Genomic DNA, 13600 nt, shown 5'->3' with positions numbered 1-13600 from the left:
CACCGGCCGCGCCTGCGAGCCTCCAGGGTGGTCAGGTCCTCCACCGCGATCACCGTCGCCTCCGCCGCAGCGGCGTAGTCGGCGACCTGCCGGGCGAAATGAAACGCGAGCTCTCGGTTGATCTTCCCGCGTTTGACACCGATCGCGAGGCGATTGTCCTCGAGGACCGCGATCTTCGCCTCCAGCTCCGCCCGCACCCGGGGCGGTGCGGTCTCGGCGAGCCGGCGCAGCCGGGCGGCCTTGCGGTGCAGGAATTGGCCTTCCTTCTGGAGGCGGGCGAGTGTGATGCCGAGACCACGATCGTCGTAGCTGTAGCCCCGAAAGTCGGAGACCAACCCGTCGCCGGTGTCGGTGACCACGGCGGCGGCGCCGAGGGTGGCCGGTGACCAATCCACCCCCACCGCGACCGTGCCCGCCGCGAGGTCACCGGCGGGGACGGCTTCGGTGGCGGCGCACCGCAGCAGCACACCCCGCCCGTCGAGGGTCAGGGTCGGCAGATGCCACTGCGTGACCGCCCGGCCGTGCAGGTGCGGTGGGAGCGCGGCGGTCAGGCGCACCGACCTCCCGTGCGCCCGCCCCGTCGGGGCGGCGGTGGTGGGCAGTTTCACCGTCAGCACCATGGTGTCGCCGGTGACGGTGAGCCGGGCGAGTTGGGTGTCGGCGGCGGACAGTCGGGCCATCGGACTTACCTGCGGTGGGGTTTGGATGTCGGTGATCCGCAGTGGTGTCACCGCCGAGGCCGTCTCGTCGACCCGACGGGTCCGGGCGAGCAGTTGACGGCGCACGCCCCGCGCGAACCCCGACGGCACATACTCCGCAGCACACTCCGGTGCGGCGATGCGTCCGGTGGCGGGATCGAACCGGGCCGACAGCGCCGCGATCGCCGCATCCCGATACGCCAGGGTCCGCAGGGTCGCGGTGGCGTGGGCGGTGACCACCCGCGTCACCCGCGACGGCACGTACACCCCGTCGGGATAGATCGGGGTCCAGCCCAGACGCGCCGCCGCGACGTGTCCGTGCCTGGGCAGTGCCCGGCCGTCGCGGTCGCGGCCGGCGGCCAGGGTGTCGAAGGTGTCCGGGTGCCACAGTCGGGTGAGCAGTTCGGTTTCGGCGCCGGCGATCAGGTCGAGCAGCCATGCGATGCGGGTGTCGAGGTCGTCGAGTCCGATCGGCTCGCCGGTGGTGTCGTCGACCGCACGATGGGGGCGGGTGGTGAACGCGAACGGGCGCCGGTCGATCGGTGCGGTGTTGCTCATCCGTTCACCCCCGCCCTGTGTCGTCGTCGATCGGTTCCTGCCGGGACCATCTCGTCGTGCTCGACTGCGGCGTCGACCGTAGCGTCGGGCACCGACAGATTCGGTTCGGTCCGCGTCCCGACCGGGTCGGGGTGTGTGCCGATGCGGTGACCGGCCCTGCGGTGCGTGCCGATCCCGCTCTTTCCGGGACACGCAGCAAGGCAACAGGAAGAATCGGAGAGTATGACGGAGTATCGGATTTCTCGTCGACTGTTGTGAGCCTCCGTCGTTCCGCCAGTGCCACCCGATTGCTCGCGCCGGCCTGCGCGAACGGCAGGACATGCCGGGGGAAGACGAAGATGGTGCGCCGCATCGACAGGTGCTTGACCAGCGAACGGTCGGCGTAGAGCGCCTCGTCGAGATCGGCGACGGTGACATCGGCGACGCGTGCCCACGCCGAGAGATACACGGTCGGCGCGTCGGTCCCGTGCAGGCACACCATGCTCGTCGCCGCGTCCACCGCGTCCGCGGCGCGATGCCCCGGAGACAAGCGGTGCCTGCGTGTTAGCCGTGCCCTGCGTTCGCCCACCCCGACCGTGCGCACCGTCATGCCGGCAACTGTAGGTGCGGCCACCGACATCCGTTGGTAGCGTCGGGCGGTGACCTGGACCGAGATCCGCGATCCCGACGAATTGACGGCGTTGTTCGGCGTCCCGACGTTCCGGGCGGCGAACAAGGTTCGGGCACGGCTGCACCTACTCGACATCGAGTGGCTCGCGGCGTCGCCGTTCTGCCTGGTGGGCACGTCCGACGAGACGGGCCGCTGCGACGTCTCCCCCAAGGGCGACCCTCCCGGCCGGCTCGTGCACGTTCTCGACGACACCACCATCGCGCTGGCCGAACGGCCGGGCAACAAGCGCATGGACGGCTACCGCAACATTCTCCGGAATCCGTTCGTGGGCTTGAACTTCTTCGTCCCCGGCCGCGGGGACACGCTCCGGATCAACGGCCGCGCCCGGCTGGTGACGGAGGCGCCGTTCTTCCACGATCTCCGCGTCGCCAACCATCGCCCGAACCTGTGCCTGGTCGTCGAGATCGAGGAGGTCTTCCACCACTGCGCCAAGGCGTTCATGCGGTCGAAGCTGTGGGATCCGGACACGTGGAATCCCACGGTTCTGCCGTCGGTCGCGGCGCTGGCGAAGGCGACCGTCCCCGACGCACCCGAGACGCTCGAGGAACTCGAGCGGTATTACGGACCGTCCTACGCGCAGCAGCTGTACCGCCCGAAGCAGCCGCGGTGACTCACGCCGCGTGAGACCCGCGCCAACGGGATTGAGCGGGGCACCTGCGGTTGCGGATGCGCTACCATCCGCACTCGGAGACTCGCCCCGCTCTGGACACAGTGAGCAGCTCGCCGTCGTTCGACGTCCTGCCGGACGCCGAGCGCGAAGAGCCCCGGCTGGCATGTGGGTTTAGCCGCAACCATCCGGTCGATCGACACTACTTGTCGCAGGCAATGCCGTCCTTGTCCCGGTCGAGATGAGTTCCATAACCCGGCTCGCCCTTAAGGATTGGAGCAGCCCCGGCAGCCTTCGCCTCATCACAGTTCCTGTACGACACGGTCGGTTGCCGCGGAGCCGGAGGCGGCGTGTACTCCGTCGTGGGCGGAGGCGTGTACTGAGTCGTCGGAGGTGGGGTGTACGCCGGGGCAGGCGGCGGTGTGTACACCGTGGTCGTCGTCTCGACCTGGGGCACCAGCGGCACGACAGCAGGTGCCGTTGTGGCTGTGGTGGTGGGCGGGACCGTCGTTGTTGTAGTCCGAGGAGCCGTTGTGGTTGTCGGAGCCGCCGAACTGGTCGTTGTAGCGACTACGGCGGCCGGAGCGTCCTTCTTGTCCTCGGTATCGACAACCGAGCCGAGGACAGCGAACCCGAGGACGCCAGCGCCGAGGACCCCCGGCCAGGTCTTGCGCTTCTTCCCGTTGTTGGCGGGATCACCAGCGTCGGCAGCACCGAACGCCTGAGTAGGGGCGTAGGCCCCCTTGGGCCTGGTGTGGCCAGTCCACTGTTGACCGTCCCAGTAGCGATCGATCGACGGATCGTAGGGGTCTGGGTGCCAACCAGCAGGTGGGTTCATCAGAGGTCCGTTCTGAGAGGTACGTTCCGCAGAACGTCGCCGGGGCCGAATGGTTTGTTACATCACACAAAGAATGATTGCCGGAGCCGGTCATCCGCTCCGCTGCGACAAGCCCCTATCCGCTGCCCCGGCCTGATCCGGAGCCAGCTGTAGGCATTCACACAATCGATTAGGTCGCCCGGGAGACCCCCGGGCAGCACAATCCATCAGCGTGTTCTGGGACTTGCGTCAGGGTGTGCTGAGTTCAAGTTGCCGCCCCGATTCTGGCAAGGTGGTCGGGTGTTCCGAGTGATGTTCCACGAACCCCGCATACCCCCCAACACCGGTAACGCGATCCGCATGGTCGCCGGTACCGGCTGCGAACTGCACCTGGTGGAACCGCTTGGGTTCGACCTGTCGGAACCGAAATTGCGGCGTGCGGGACTGGACTACCACGACCTGGCGTCGGTGACGGTGCACGCAGGGCTGCAGGAGGCCTGGGATGCGCTGCAGCCGGAGCGGGTGTACGCGTTCACCGCGCACGGCGAGGTGTCGTACGCGTCGATCGAATACCAGCCGGGAGACGTGCTGCTGTTCGGGCCGGAACCGACGGGCCTGTCCGACGAGGTCCTCGCCGATCCGCACATCACTGCGCAGGTCCGTATCCCGATGCTGCCCGGCCGCCGGTCGCTGAATCTGTCGAACGCCGCTGCCGTCGTCACCTACGAGGCATGGCGACAGCACGGATTCGCCGGGGCCGTCTGACGTTCGCCCGCCCGCGAGACATCCGCGCGCGACCGGCAGCGCGCGGATATCCGCTGGATTGGCGGCTGCTCAGCTCGCGACGACGGTTGCCATGTAGGGATCCATGACGTCGGTCAGGTTCTCCCACGGCACGGTGATCGTGACGAGCCCGACCGCGTGCGGCCCGACCTGGTAGTCGTCGAAGTGGATCTCCATGCCCGCGGGAGTCGGCAGCCAGTTCGCGAAGTTCGCCGTCTCGGGGGCGATGCCATCGGCGAAATATTCCGGACCGGCCGCGGTACCGGGCAACAGCAGAGCCGCCTGCTCGGACAGCCGGTTCAGCCCGGCCTGCAGGTCCGGGAACAGGTCCTGCAGCGTGATCGGGGCTGCGGTGTCCGTGTTCACCACGACCGTGGCGACCAGCGGTGTCGGGTGCGCGCCCGGCGGATTCGCGTTGTAGGAAGCGACGAGCAGACCTGCGACGACGTGCTCCCCGATGCGCGTCACCTCGTGTTCCTGTGTCGAGAGCGTGTAGCTCATGTCGTCGGAGCGTTGGATCCAGTCCTCGAGCGCTGCCCGCATCGACTCGTTGAACTCGGTGACGACGGCCGGGTCCCCGCCACTGATCTGCGGGATCACCACGTCGTAGTCGACCGTGTCGGTCGAGCCCGACACCAGGATCTCCTCGGCCCGATAGGGTGCGGACACCTCGGGTTTCTCGGAGACACCGGCAGACGGCTGCGAATGCGTCTGCTTCGAGCCGGGGGCGTCCGTTTCGGCGGCATCCATCTGCGTTGCGGCCGTGGCTGATTCGGGTACCGGCGTGCCGGATTCCGTTTCTCCACCACACGCGGCCAGCAGCACGGCCGCGGTCGTGCAGGCACCGGCAGCGAGCATTCGGGTCCATCGGCCGTTCATCCGCCTAGTCATCGTCCGCCTCCACCTTCGGGTTCTCGTCGGGGGTTTCCGCCGGAGTTCCGGGGGTTCCGGGCCGGCGGCGTCCGATGCGGGCGAGCAGCCGGACGATCAGGTAGACGATGCCGGCACCCAGGAGGAAGAACACGATCCACGGCAGTGCCACCCCGAGCGCGACGATCGAATCGCCGATCGCGGACCGCAGGTTGTCCCAGCCCGCGAGCACTCCGTCCCAGAAGCTGTCGCGGTCGTCGGGGCGGCGTGGTTCGGCGCTGATGTCGACGGTCAAGGTGGACAGGTCGATCTGATCCGACAGGTACCGCTGCTGCGCGGTGAGACTGTCCAGCTCCGCCTGACGATCCGCCAGCGCGTTCTCCGCCTCGATGAGATCGGCGGTGTTCGCGGCGGACTCCATCAGCGCCCGCAGTCGGTCCACGGATGCCTGCAGGGCGGAGATCCGCGCCTCGAGGTCCGTGTACTGCAGGGTGACGTCGTCGCGCGTGGTGGTCAGGCTGGTCACCTCACCGAGACCGCGGAGTTCGTCGATGGTGCCTTCGAGCCGGTCCGCCGGAACCCGCACCGTGAGCACGCTGCTGATCCCGGGCTGTTCGGTGACGGAGTCGACGCGACCGCCCGAGTCCTCGACGATCGTCACCACCTGCCGTCCGACCGCGATCGGATCGTCGGCGGTGATCATCAGGTGTCCGGTGACGATTTCCTTGCGTTCGGTCGCCTGCGTGTCGGCGGGGGCGGATTCGCGGGTGCCGTCGGCCAGGGACGGCGACGGCGGCATCGACGCGGACGGGGCGCTTCCGGAGTCGGAGCCGGTTCCGCCGCAGCCGGTGGCGAGCAGGGCTATCGCGGTGAGCAGGACCACCAGCAGCCGGTTCATGGCGGCGATCCTAACGAAAGTCGCGGGACTTCCCCGCCGTTCGCAGATCCATCCGCTGCAGCCGGTCCGCGACGACGGTGACCGCGCCCTCCGCGTTCTGCACCCGTCCGCGCACCAGCAGCGCCGGGGCGGTGTGCGCGAGCGTGCGGTATTTCGCCCACAGCCCCACCGAGCAGACGACGTTCACCATGCCGGTCTCGTCCTCGAGATTGAGGAAGGTCACGCCCGCGGCGGTCGCGGGTCGCTGCCGGTGGGTGACCGCGCCCCCGACCAGTACCCGTTTCCCATCGGGGATCTGCAGCAACCGTCCGGCGGGCACGACACCGAGCGCGTCGAGTTGCGGGCGCAGGAACTGCGTCGGATAGCTGTCCGGCGACACACCCGTAGCCCACACGTCCGCCGCGGCGAGTTCGACGTCGCTCATGCCGGGCAGTGCCGGCGCCTGCGTGGATGCCCCGATGCCGGGGAGCCGGTCGGGGCGTTGCCCGGCCGCTGCTCCCGCCGCCCACAGCGCTTCGCGGCGGGTGATCCCGAAACAGGTGAGTGCTCCCCCGGTGGCGAGCGATTCGGCCTGAGCGGTGGTCAGTTCCACCCGGGTCGTCAGGTCCGGGAACGACGTGTACGGCCCGTGCTCGTCGCGTTCGGCGACGATGCGTGCGGCCAGAGCGTCGCCGATATGCCGGACCGCGCCGAGGCCGAGCCGCACCTCCCGGCCCCGGTTCTCGGTGGTGGCGTGGGTGAGGCTCGCGTTGATGTCCGGTCCGTGCACGACCACCCCGTGCCGGCGGGCGTCGGCGACGAGGGACTGCGGGGAGTAGAACCCCATCGGCTGAGCGCGCAGCAGGCCCGCGCAGAATGCCGCCGGGTGATGCAGCTTGAACCAGGCGGAGTAGAACACGAGCGACGCGAAACTCTGCGAATGGCTTTCCGGGAAACCGAAATTCGCGAACGCATGCAATTTCTCGTAGATGCGGTCGGCGACGGCGCCGGTGATGCCGTGTCGCTCGCGCATACCGTCGTAGAGTCTGCCGCGCAACCGTTCCATCTTCTCCGTCGAGCGTTTCGCACCCATCGCGCGGCGCAACTGGTCGGCTTCGGCGGCGGTGAAGCCGGCCGCGTCGACGGCCATCTGCATGAGTTGTTCCTGGAACAACGGCACACCGAGGGTCCGTTTCAGCGACTTCTCCAGGCACGGATGGTCGTAGGTGACGGGTTCGAGTCCGTTGCGGCGCCGAATGTAGGGGTGCACGGATCCGCCCTGGATCGGACCGGGACGGATCAGCGCGACCTCGACCACCAGGTCGTAGAAGTTGCGCGGCTTCAGCCGGGGCAGTGTCGCCATCTGGGCGCGCGACTCCACCTGGAAGACCCCCACGGAGTCTGCGCGGCACAGCATTTCGTAGACGCCACGTTCGGTGAGGTCGAGCTGTGCGAGATCGACGGTGACGCCTTCGTTCTCGGCGACCAGGTCGATCATGTAATGCAGCGCGGAGAGCATGCCGAGGCCGAGCAGGTCGAACTTGACGAGTCCGGCTGCGGCGCAGTCGTCCTTGTCCCACTGCAGCACGCTGCGCCCGGGCATCCGCGCCCATTCGACGGGGCACACGTCGGCGATGGGTCGGTCGCAGATGACCATGCCGCCGGAGTGGATGCCCAGGTGCCGCGGGAGTCCTTCGATCTGCGCGGCGAGTTCGAGCACCGGACGCGGGATGTCTGTGTCGGTCTCGGTGGTGACGCCGTGCCAGCGGCTCACCTGACGGCTCCACGCGTCCTGCTGGCCCTGCGAGTGCCCGAGCGCGCGGGCCATGTCGCGGACGGCGGACTTGCCGCGGTAGGTGATGACGTTGGCGACCTGCGCGGCGTACTCGCGCCCGTACTTGCTGTAGACGTGCTGGATGGCTTCCTCGCGGCGGTCGGATTCGATGTCGATGTCGATGTCCGGGGGGCCGTCGCGTTCCGGGGACAGAAAGCGTTCGAAGAGCAGTTCGTTGCGCACCGGGTCGACGTTCGTGATGCCGATGGCGTAGCAGACGGCGGAGTTGGCTGCCGAACCTCTTCCCTGGCACAGGATGTCGTTGTTCTTGCAGAAGGTGACGATGTCGTGCACGACGAGGAAGTAGCCGGGGAAGTCGAGCCGGCCGATGACGTCGAGTTCGTGTTCGAGCTGCCGGTAGGCGGCCGGATTGCGTTCCGATGGCCCGTAGCGGCGGTGCGCGCCGTCGAAGGTGAGTTTGCGCAGCCAGGTGAATTCGGTGTGACCGGCGGGTACGTCGAACGGCGGCAGATTCGGTGCGATGAGCCGCAGATCGAATGCACATTCGCGGCCGAGTTCCGCGGCGTGGTGCACCGCGTGGGGATGGGCGGCGAACAGCTGCGCCATCTCGGCACCGGAACGCAGATGACCGCCGCCGGTGGGGGCGAGCCTGCCCGCGGCGTCGTCGAGGCTCTGCCGATCGTGGACGGCGGCCATCGCCATGGCGAGACGCCTGCGGGACGGGTCCGCGAAGTGCGCCGCGGTGCTCGCGATGCAGGTCAGTCCGTGCGCCTCGGCGAGCGCAGCCAGGGCCGCATTGCGTTCGTCGTCGTCGGGCAGTCCGTGCCGGGTCAGTTCGACGGTGACGCGGTCGGCGCCGAACCGGTCGATCAGCTCGCGCAGGGCGGCCGCGGCCGCGTCGGGACCGCCGATCGCGAGGGCCCGCCGGACGTGCCCCCGACGGCAGCCGGTGAGGATCTGCCAGTGGTCGCCGGCGGCGTCGGCGAGCGCGTCGAGGTCGTAGCGCGGCGCGCCCTTGGTGCCGCCGACCAGGTGCGCGGCGGCGATCTGCCGGGACAGCCGCCGGTACCCTTCCTGCCCACGCGCCAGGACGAGCAGGTGCGCGTCGTCGAGGGTGAGCTCGGCACCGAACACGGTGGGCACCGCCAACTCCCGCGCAGCCTCGGCGAACCGGACGACGCCGTACATGCCGTCGTGGTCGGTGAGCGCGAGCGCCTCGAGGCCGAGTCGCGCAGCCTCCTCGACCAGCTCCTCGGGTGTGGAGGCACCGTCGAGGAAGCTGAACGCCGAATGCGTGTGCAGTTCGGCGTACGGCACGACCGGCCCGTCCGGTCGGCGCACCCGGGCCTCGTACTCGGGGCGGGTGCGCGACCAGGCCGGGCTGTCGCTGCCGTCGCCGGGGAACTCCGGTTCGCGGCGGGGCCGGCCGGACAGAACCCGTTCGAGCTCCGCCCACGTGGGCGGGCCGTTACTCCATCCCATGCGCACCCACCTCGAACTCGAACACGTGTTCGATGATAGCGGATCATCCCGCGGCGGCCGACGCAAGAACTGCGAGCACACTTGTCGAGGGTCGGGCCATTCACCAGAATCCCACGCCGAGCGTGCTGTTCGTCGAGCGGTGTTGGGCTGCGGGTGATGTCATGTCGCGGCGATCGGTGAGGGCGGCCACGGCCGGTTCGCTGTGTTGTCCCGGCAGGATCCGGAGCGCCGGCCGGGCGAGGACTACTCGCCGAGCCGCTCGTCCGCGTAGACGACCATCGCGTCCCGCTGAAATTCGGCCAGACCCTCGGCGATCTTCTCGTAGTTCGCCTTGAACCGCTCGTCGTCCACATACATCTGCCCGAGACATTTGTACGCGTCCCGGTTCGGGGTCCACATGCGGCATATGCCCTGGTATTGCACATGGATCTCGGCCTGGACCGCCACGTCGCCGACCGGGGTGCCCGCGGCCATGAACTCGGCCATACGGATCATCGCCGCGGTCAGCTCACGCTGCATACGCTCGATGTCCTCGACAGTCATCGTTGCGGTGTTGCGCCGAGACTGCTCGAACTCCTCCGGCCAGCGCTCGCGGGCCTCGTCGTCGTACCGGGTGTGGTCGAAGCCCTCGAACAGGTTCTCCGGGCGGTTGATCTCGACTGCCATTTCCGTCTTCCCTTCGAGTTCGGCGATGGTGTGCGCCACGGTGTCGGCCATCCGCGTCAGGCGGTCGCGCTCTCCGAGAAGGCGGATGTGCTGGCGCCTGAGGGCGGCGAGCGTGTCCGGCTCGGAGTCGACCGCCTCGGCGATCTCGGCGAGGCCCAGGCCGAGTTCGCGCAGGACGAGGATCTGCTGCAAGCGCAACAGTTGCGCATCCTCGTAGTAGCGGTAGCCGTTGGTGCCCACGTAGGCGGGCTCGAGCAACCCGATGTCGTCGTAATGCCGCAAGGTGCGGGCGGTGACGCCCGACATCCTCGCCACATCCGCGATCGACCAGCTCATGGTGCTTCCCATCTTCCGTGAGGCCGGTCGATCCGGCCTCGTCTTCGACCGTAGAAGTTGCCGTTACGTGAAGGTCAAGCAGGAATGCGCCGGATCAGCCGAGAATTCGGTCCGCACGCCACATCATCCAGAAGTAGCCCGATGTCGCCGGACACGCCATTTCAGGGGCTCGATGTTCGAACAGTCCTGCGCTCGACAGCACACAGGAACCCTCCGTCACAGAAACTCGCTCGTACGCAGTAAGATTCGTGGTCGTGTGACAGCAGGTTCAGCGGGATCCTCCGTCCGCCGCCGTCGCTGCAGGGGCGTATGTGCCAGCGGTCGTACCATATTCGCGCCGGTGTGCGGGAAGCCCCCCGGCCCCGGCGACGCTGTGCGATGATGGCGAGATGCAGAGTGGGTGATCCCGTCCGATCGACAACGCTGCCGAAGGAGGTCACGATGACCGTGCCCGACACCAGGATCGATCCGGAACTCGTCGACGTGTACAAGGACCTTCACCGCCACCCCGAACTCGGGTTCCAGGAGCACCGCACCGCTTCGATCGTGGCAGAACGGCTGCGCGCAACGGGATTCGACGTGACAACCGGGATAGGCAAGACCGGTGTGGTCGGTGTCCTGAAGAACGGCACCGGCCCGACCGCACTGCTGCGGGCGGACATGGATGCCCTGCCCGTCCGCGAGGACACCGGCCTCGACTACGCCAGCACCGTCACAGCCACCGACGAGCGCGGCAAGACCGTGCCGGTCGCTCACGCGTGCGGCCACGACCTGCACACCACCTGCCTGCTGGGCGCAGCGCAGATTCTGGCGGACGACAGATCCGCCTGGACCGGCACGGCGATGCTGGTGTTCCAGCCCGCCGAGGAACTGGGCGCGGGCGCCCAGGCGATGGTGGACGACGGCTTGTTCGAGCGATTCCCGACACCGGATGTCGTGCTCGGCCAGCATGTGGCACCGCTGCCTGCCGGCAAGATCGCCGGGCATCCCGGCCCCTCGTACGCGGCATCCGATTCGCTGCGTATCCGCCTCGCAGGCAAGGGCGCACACGGTTCGATGCCGGAGGCTTCGGTCGATCCCATCGTCCTGGCCGCAGCAACGGTCCTGCGTCTCCAGACCATCATCTCCAGGGAGATTCCGAGCACCGCCACCGCTGTCCTCACCGTCGGTTCGATCCACGCCGGCGACGCGGCGAACGTGATCCCCGGCTACGCCGAGATCCAGTTGAACATCCGTAGCTACGATCCCGCGGTGCGGCGCCGGATTCTCGACAGCGTCGAACGCATCGTGCGCGGCGAAGCCGCGACCGCCGGCACACCGGACGAGCCCACGATCACCGAGATCGAGCGCTTCCCCGTCGTATCCAACGACCCCGCCGCCCTGAGCCGGAGCCTCGACGCCCTCGGAGATCTGCTGGGGCACGACAACATTCTGGATCCGGGCGCCGGCGCGGGAAGCGAAGACGTCGGCATCCTCGCCACCAGCTGCGGGGCCCCGTTGTCGTACTGGCTGCTCGGAGGCGCCGATCCTTCGTTGTTCACCACGGGTGACATGACAGACCCTGCGCTGCTGACAGTGCCGTCCAACCACTCGCCGCACTACGCCCCCGTCATCGAACCGACGCTTCCGATCGGGGTCCGTGCGCTGGTGACCGCAGCCCGCACCTGGATGCCGGCGGCGGGCAGCGAGTAGCCGGCCGTGGGATCAGCGCCGGAACAGTGAACGAAAAGTCGCGCGCCGGTCCTGAACCGGCGGGGCGTCCTGGCTGCAGGTGCAGCGGTCGGCGGTGGGCACGGAGCGCATGACTGCGTCGACGTGCCGGCCGCATCCTCCCCAGCCGGTCTTGCCGCAGCGGGAGCAGGTGACGGGGTAACACATGGAATCCTCCAGGGATCGATCGTTCGTGGAACTCGTGGAAGCAGGGGGCGGCCGCCGGTGCTGCCCGGGTGATCACGCCGGGACGTGGGCCTCGGCCCAGGCGTTGTAGCCACCGACCAGGTCCGAGACGCCGTCGAAACCGTGGGCCCGCAGCAGCGAGGCCGCCACGCTCGAGCGCCACCCACCCGCGCAGTGCACCACGATCGGTTTGTCGCCCGGCACCTGATCCACGCGGGTTCGTATCTGCGCCAACGGAATCGGCACCGCTCCGGGGATGGTGCCGAACTCGCGCTCACCGGGATTGCGGATGTCGACGAGGGTCACCGCATCGGCGGCGAGCAACCGATCGAGCTGCTCGACGGTGGTGCGCGGCGCGGCCTGGATCAGCCCGGTCAGTTCCGCGGGAAACACCCCGTCCCGGTCGACGGTGAGATAGCCCGCCGCACCATCCGAACCGATCCGGGCCAGGCGCACCGCCGCATCCTGTTCCTCACCGGGGTAGGTGATCAGCACGATCTTCTCGCCGACATCGGCGACCATGCCGCCGGTCTCGGCGAAACGGCCGTCGAATCCGACGTTGACCGAACCGCGCAGGTGCCCGGCGGCGAAGTCGTCGACGCTGCGCGCATCGAGCACGCGGGTGCCGGCGGCGAGTTCGGCCCGCACCTGCGTGGGTGTCAGTTCGGGGATGGTGCGATCCTGCGCGAGGAGCGGGTGGATCCGCTTGTTCATCGCGGCGTCGACCGAGAAGTACGACGGAGCGGCCGGTTGCCCCTCGGTGATCAGGGCGACGAAGGCGGCCTCGGTCATCGGCTGCACCGACGGGTTCGTCGCCCGCTGCTCGCCGATCGTGGAGGTCAGTTCCGCCGACAGATTCTTCCCGCACGACGAGCCTGCGCCGTGCGCCGGCATGACGGTGACCTCGTCCGGAAGGGCCAGCAGCTTCTCGTGCACGGTGCGGAACATGGCGCGGGCCAGATCGGCGGTCGATCCTTCGCCGAGGTTGACCAGGTCCGGGCGGCCGACGTCGCCGATGAACAGCGAGTCACCGGTGAGCACCGCGGTCGGGACGGCGCCGGGGCGCTCACGCACCAGCACCGAGATCGACTCCCAGGTGTGCCCCGGTGTGGCCAGGATCTCGAGTTCGACCTCGCCGAGGGACAGTCGCTCACCTTCACGCAGCCGGCGGATCGGATAGTCGGTCTCGGCGGCCTCCCCGAAGCCGATCCACGCGCCCGTGGCCGCGACCAGTTCGAGATGACCGGACACGAAGTCGGCGTGGAAGTGCGTGTTGATCACCCCGTCGATGGTCAGGCCGTATTTCGTTGCGTTGTCGAGGTATTCGGTGATGTCACGACGCGGGTCGACCACGACGGCCCGGCCGGTGCTCTCGTCGCCGATCAGATACGACGCGTGGGAGAGGCACTCGATGTAGTACTGCTCGAGAATCATGGACTCCTCCGTGACTGGTGCCGGATGGGTTCCCGGGGATTTCCGGGGCGATGTGGACAGGTTGGCATATACCCCCTAGGGTATGTCAAGTACCCCCTGGGGTATTCCCCC

At 68.5% G+C, this 13600-nt stretch carries 11 protein-coding genes; 3 read left to right on the top strand and 8 right to left on the bottom strand.

Annotation, left to right across the window (positions count from 1 at the left end):
• The coding region (locus ACWDUD_RS11275; RefSeq protein WP_450109361.1) for a transposase at nt 1-1256 on the bottom strand (1256 nt) is incomplete at its 3' end.
• A gap of 4 nt (nt 1257-1260) precedes the next feature.
• Nucleotides 1261-1845 carry a DNA glycosylase AlkZ-like family protein gene (locus tag ACWDUD_RS11270; RefSeq protein WP_450109360.1) on the bottom strand — a complete coding sequence of 195 codons (585 nt, stop codon included), beginning with the start codon at nt 1843-1845 and terminating at the stop codon, nt 1261-1263.
• 49 nt (nt 1846-1894) lie between these two features.
• Between ACWDUD_RS11270 and ACWDUD_RS11265 the strand changes: the two genes are divergently transcribed.
• Nucleotides 1895-2536 (top strand): MSMEG_1061 family FMN-dependent PPOX-type flavoprotein, encoded by a 642-nt coding sequence (locus ACWDUD_RS11265; RefSeq protein ID WP_197256279.1) that lies wholly within the window; start codon nt 1895-1897, stop codon nt 2534-2536.
• A gap of 199 nt (nt 2537-2735) precedes the next feature.
• Here the strand turns inward: ACWDUD_RS11265 and ACWDUD_RS11260 are convergent, their stop codons facing one another.
• The gene (locus ACWDUD_RS11260) at nt 2736-3371 is read right to left on the bottom strand and encodes an excalibur calcium-binding domain-containing protein (protein WP_450109359.1); all 636 of its coding nucleotides are present in this window, start codon (nt 3369-3371) and stop codon (nt 2736-2738) included.
• 279 nt (nt 3372-3650) lie between these two features.
• Between ACWDUD_RS11260 and ACWDUD_RS11255 the strand changes: the two genes are divergently transcribed.
• Nucleotides 3651-4115: a tRNA (cytidine(34)-2'-O)-methyltransferase gene (locus ACWDUD_RS11255; protein ID WP_197256275.1), complete on the top strand. Its 465-nt coding sequence runs from the start codon at nt 3651-3653 to the stop codon at nt 4113-4115.
• Between the two features lie 69 nt (nt 4116-4184).
• On the opposite strand, the gene ACWDUD_RS11250 is transcribed toward ACWDUD_RS11255, so the two are convergent.
• From ACWDUD_RS11250 to ACWDUD_RS11235, 4 genes are all read right to left on the bottom strand, one after another.
• Nucleotides 4185-5024 carry an RsiV family protein gene (locus ACWDUD_RS11250; protein ID WP_450109358.1) on the bottom strand — a complete coding sequence of 280 codons (840 nt, stop codon included), beginning with the start codon at nt 5022-5024 and terminating at the stop codon, nt 4185-4187.
• On the bottom strand, nt 5017-5901 hold the full coding sequence (locus tag ACWDUD_RS11245) for a DUF4349 domain-containing protein (protein ID WP_248675411.1): 885 nt from the start codon (nt 5899-5901) through the stop codon (nt 5017-5019). The genes ACWDUD_RS11250 and ACWDUD_RS11245 overlap by 8 nt, the downstream gene beginning before the upstream one ends.
• Nucleotides 5902-5911: 10 nt before the next feature.
• The gene (locus tag ACWDUD_RS11240; protein ID WP_450109357.1) at nt 5912-9157 is read right to left on the bottom strand and encodes an error-prone DNA polymerase; all 3246 of its coding nucleotides are present in this window, start codon (nt 9155-9157) and stop codon (nt 5912-5914) included.
• A 243-nt stretch (nt 9158-9400) separates the two neighbouring features.
• On the bottom strand, nt 9401-10159 hold the full coding sequence (locus tag ACWDUD_RS11235; RefSeq protein ID WP_450109356.1) for a MerR family transcriptional regulator: 759 nt from the start codon (nt 10157-10159) through the stop codon (nt 9401-9403).
• 441 nt (nt 10160-10600) lie between these two features.
• Between ACWDUD_RS11235 and ACWDUD_RS11230 the strand changes: the two genes are divergently transcribed.
• Complete coding sequence (locus tag ACWDUD_RS11230) at nt 10601-11851, top strand: amidohydrolase (RefSeq protein ID WP_450109355.1); 1251 nt, start codon at nt 10601-10603, stop codon at nt 11849-11851.
• Between the two features lie 258 nt (nt 11852-12109).
• Here the strand turns inward: ACWDUD_RS11230 and ACWDUD_RS11225 are convergent, their stop codons facing one another.
• Nucleotides 12110-13489, bottom strand: coding sequence for an MBL fold metallo-hydrolase (locus ACWDUD_RS11225; RefSeq protein WP_450109354.1), 1380 nt, complete (start codon nt 13487-13489; stop codon nt 12110-12112).
• Nucleotides 13490-13600: the final 111 nt, after the last annotated feature.

The organism is Rhodococcus sp. NPDC003382 (genome assembly GCF_053589135.1).
The sequence above is the reverse complement of the archived record's forward strand: the minus strand, read 5'-3'. Positions and strand labels throughout refer to the sequence as shown.

Excerpts from the sequence above, each read along its gene's own strand:
- ACWDUD_RS11230 (WP_450109355.1), top strand. The coding sequence starts at position 10,601 with ATGACCGTGCCCGACACCAGGATCGATCCGGAACTCGTCGACGTGTAC.
- ACWDUD_RS11250 (WP_450109358.1), bottom strand. The coding sequence starts at position 5,024 with ATGACTAGGCGGATGAACGGCCGATGGACCCGAATGCTCGCTGCCGGT.
- ACWDUD_RS11245 (WP_248675411.1), bottom strand. The coding sequence starts at position 5,901 with ATGAACCGGCTGCTGGTGGTCCTGCTCACCGCGATAGCCCTGCTCGCC.
- ACWDUD_RS11235 (WP_450109356.1), bottom strand. The coding sequence starts at position 10,159 with ATGAGCTGGTCGATCGCGGATGTGGCGAGGATGTCGGGCGTCACCGCC.
- ACWDUD_RS11240 (WP_450109357.1), bottom strand. The coding sequence starts at position 9,157 with ATGGGATGGAGTAACGGCCCGCCCACGTGGGCGGAGCTCGAACGGGTT.
- ACWDUD_RS11260 (WP_450109359.1), bottom strand. The coding sequence starts at position 3,371 with ATGAACCCACCTGCTGGTTGGCACCCAGACCCCTACGATCCGTCGATC.
- ACWDUD_RS11270 (WP_450109360.1), bottom strand. The coding sequence starts at position 1,845 with ATGACGGTGCGCACGGTCGGGGTGGGCGAACGCAGGGCACGGCTAACA.
- ACWDUD_RS11225 (WP_450109354.1), bottom strand. The coding sequence starts at position 13,489 with ATGATTCTCGAGCAGTACTACATCGAGTGCCTCTCCCACGCGTCGTAT.